Here is a 2,974-nt window from a genome sequence, read left to right as displayed (position 1 = left end):
ATTGGTGGCCTATGGGCTGGGGGTGGGCTGGGGTAGCGTGGTGCCCGCTAGCGCTGTAGTCTCTGGCGCGATCGCCCTGGTCGTCGCCTTCGATATCTTTCCGCCCTTTTGGCCCAACAACGCCCACTACAAATACTGGGCCTATACCGTGCTGGCCCTATGGGCGTTCAGCATTGCCCTGGTGTGCCTGTTGGCCAAAGTCGGGCAAACGCTGCGGCAGAGTAAATCACCCTACCGCCGCTGCGGTCAGCTAGGGCTGCTGGTCAGCCTGCTGCTGGTGCAGTGGGCAGGAATCAGCCTTTACCAGCGCCAGTGGCCAAGCTGGGTGCCCTGGGAAAATCTCTAGCGCTTAGGGTTGCATCAATCACAACACACCAACCAATATCGACAGGATTTGAACCCCGAATGAAAGCCTATTGGCACAAAATTCGCCAGTTTAGTAGCGCTGCGGTTGCGCCCCAAATTGCCCATTCAGAACCGCGGCGATCGGTACCTCACCCAGCCGCTTACCTAGCTCAGCTCCATCCCGAGGTACAGGCCAACCTCACCCCTCAACAGCGGGCCGATATCGAGCGAGTCATTGCCCTGGCTATCCCCAAATCAACCCCCAAACTGGTCGATCTACGGTTCACCATTGACCTATTAATCAGCCGCTATTTCATTGTGCTAATGGTTGGGAAAGACCGCCGCCGTGCCCATCGCGATGTGCCGGTCTCACGGCTCACTCAGCTGGGTAACTGGGTAATGGCGGTAACGCTACTGCTGGGGTTTAATCTGGCTCTTAGTACCAGTATCTTAATGCTGGCTTACCTGATCAAATCAGCCCTGGGCATTGACCTTCTGCCCGGTCATTTTCGCGGTTTTGGCAGCTAGGAACCGACAAGAAATAACGTCTCCCTTTACAAGGCGCTGCGCGTTGGCGAGGCCCGTCTATAAGACAAACGACGGAATTCAGCCCTCGGGCCAAAGGTTAAGCAAAGTCGAAACCTGGCTTTTGGGTGCACTATATAGCCGTAGTTCCTTAGACACTCAGTGGAGCTGGCGTTTTAACCCTTAATTTTGAATTGCTGTTCAAAACCGCTCCACAACGTAGTCAAGAAATACTGCTGCTGCCGGAGATAAGCACTTACCTTTCAGGTACGCTAAATGCCATTGTTTGCGTAGCGAAAATTCTGCTACTGGCAAAATAGCCAGATCAGTTTCAAGGTCTGTTCGAGACAACTCGGACGCAGGCAACACTGCAATGCCCAGCCCGGCCCGAATGCTAGCTTTAATCGCTTCACTACTGCTCAACTCCAGTCGGCGGCGCACCTTAATCGATTGAGCCATAAAAAATTCCTCCAGCAGCTGGCGACTGGCTGAGCCTGGCTCACTCAAAATCCATGATTCCTGAGCTAGCTGCTGCGGAGATACCGCCGTTTGCCCGGCCAAAGGATGTTGTCGATGAGCCACAATGTGCAGCGGCACATTCATGCAGGGAAAAACCTCAACCCCATTCAAAGCAGGAGGCAGACTAAACAGATAGATGTCGTCCTCATTGTTTTGCAGTCGTTCCAGTAGCTGATGATGATCACCGATATGCATCGACAGCTCTAACCCTGGATAGCGATCCATAAACGGTTTTAGCTGCTGAACTAGGGCCGTTTTGCCGGTTTCAACCGTGGCCACTTTGACCATCCCTTGCTCTAACCCTTGAAAAGCGACTAGAGCCTCATCTAGGGTCGAGAGCTGTGTTAAAACCTGACGGCAGGTCGTCAATAGGGCATCTCCTGCCCTGGTTAGGTATAGCTTTTTGCTCACCATCTCAAACAGAGGCAGGCCAACGGTCTTCGACAACTGCTTGACCTGAATCGAAACCGTGGGCTGAGTCAAATACAGCTCTTCAGCCGCCTTTGTATAGCTGCCGTGGCGAGCAACCGCCTCAAAAACCTCCATCTGATGGAGGGTAATTCCCTTTGTGCTGGGCAGTTGCTGGGCCATAGCAGACAGTATACGGTAGAAATACTCATTGAGTTTAGCAACACAAAAGTTGTTAAAGCAAGTAAATACGTTTTTTTGTTTACTTCCCTGAGTATTGGCAGCCCGTCGTAGCCCTAGCCATGCCATCTACACCCCCGATCTGCACGCCATACATCGAGACCTAGTCCTCTGCGGCGCAAGTTTAGATACTATTCTCCGGGGGCTAGGGAGCAGGGGGGCTAGGGAGCCAAGCAATTCGGAATGGTGGGCATATTTCAGCCGTCGAGACCTAGCTCGTTACAGAGACAAACTTACAAACTCAGCGTGGGCAGCTAGCACCCCCCGCTCCAGATAATGTATTGCTCGATATAGGATTTCGTGGTCGAATCCCGATAGGCTCACTTCAGCATTATCGTGTTGCCGATGAACCAGTCGCCAGATTTAGACCCTATCGCTGTAGAACCGACTCAAGAGACGCTACCGACCCGGTTGAAAGAACTCGCCCTGCTCTTTTTGAAGCTCGGGGCGATCGGCTTTGGCGGCCCTCAGGCCCACATCGCCATGATTCACAACGAGGCAGTGGTACGGCGCGGCTGGATGAAAGAGGACCAGTTTCTCGAAGGGGTCGCCATCTGCGAGATGCTGCCCGGCCCGGCCTCAACCCAGACCGGCATTTACACTGGCTACCTGCGGGCGGGGCAGTTGGGGGCCGTTGTAGCGGGTGTTTGCTTTATTCTGCCTGCCTTTCTGATTGTGCTGGCGCTGTCATGGGCCTACTTTCGGTTTCAGGGAGTACCCCAGATTGAGAACCTGTTTTTAGGCATTTCTCCAGTGGTGATTGCGATTATTTTTGGTTTTTGCTGGAAGCTGAGCAAAAAGGCGATCAAAGACTGGCAGAGTGTTGCGATCGCCCTCACCGTCCTCATCCTCTCCCTACTCTTTCGCGTTAACATCCTCCTTCTCTTCTTGCTGGCGGGCCTAGCCGGACTCGCCATGTACCGACCCACCACACCAC

General features: G+C 53.6%; 4 protein-coding genes. 3 read left to right on the top strand and 1 reads right to left on the bottom strand.

All coding sequences use genetic code 11. The annotated features are described in order from the left end of the window. Positions 1 to 346 (top strand): hypothetical protein (locus IQ273_RS32125; protein WP_194027142.1); only part of this gene is annotated, 346 nt, incomplete at its 5' end. Positions 347 to 405: 59 nt separating this feature from the next. Next, complete coding sequence (locus IQ273_RS32120) at positions 406 to 873, top strand: hypothetical protein (protein ID WP_194027141.1); 468 nt, start codon at positions 406 to 408, stop codon at positions 871 to 873. 198 nt (positions 874 to 1,071) lie between these two features. On the opposite strand, the gene IQ273_RS32115 is transcribed toward IQ273_RS32120, so the two are convergent. Beyond that, the gene (locus IQ273_RS32115) at positions 1,072 to 1,980 is read right to left on the bottom strand and encodes a LysR family transcriptional regulator (RefSeq protein WP_194027140.1); all 909 of its coding nucleotides are present in this window, start codon (positions 1,978 to 1,980) and stop codon (positions 1,072 to 1,074) included. Between the two features lie 402 nt (positions 1,981 to 2,382). Between IQ273_RS32115 and IQ273_RS32110 the strand changes: the two genes are divergently transcribed. After that, positions 2,383 to 2,974: chromate transporter (locus IQ273_RS32110; protein WP_194027139.1), on the top strand; the 592-nt coding region annotated here is incomplete at its 3' end.

The organism is Nodosilinea sp. LEGE 07298, from assembly GCF_015207265.1.
Taxonomy (GTDB): domain Bacteria; phylum Cyanobacteriota; class Cyanobacteriia; order Phormidesmidales; family Phormidesmidaceae; genus Nodosilinea.
Note: the sequence above shows the minus strand (reverse complement) of the source record. Positions and strands in the feature narration are given on the sequence as shown.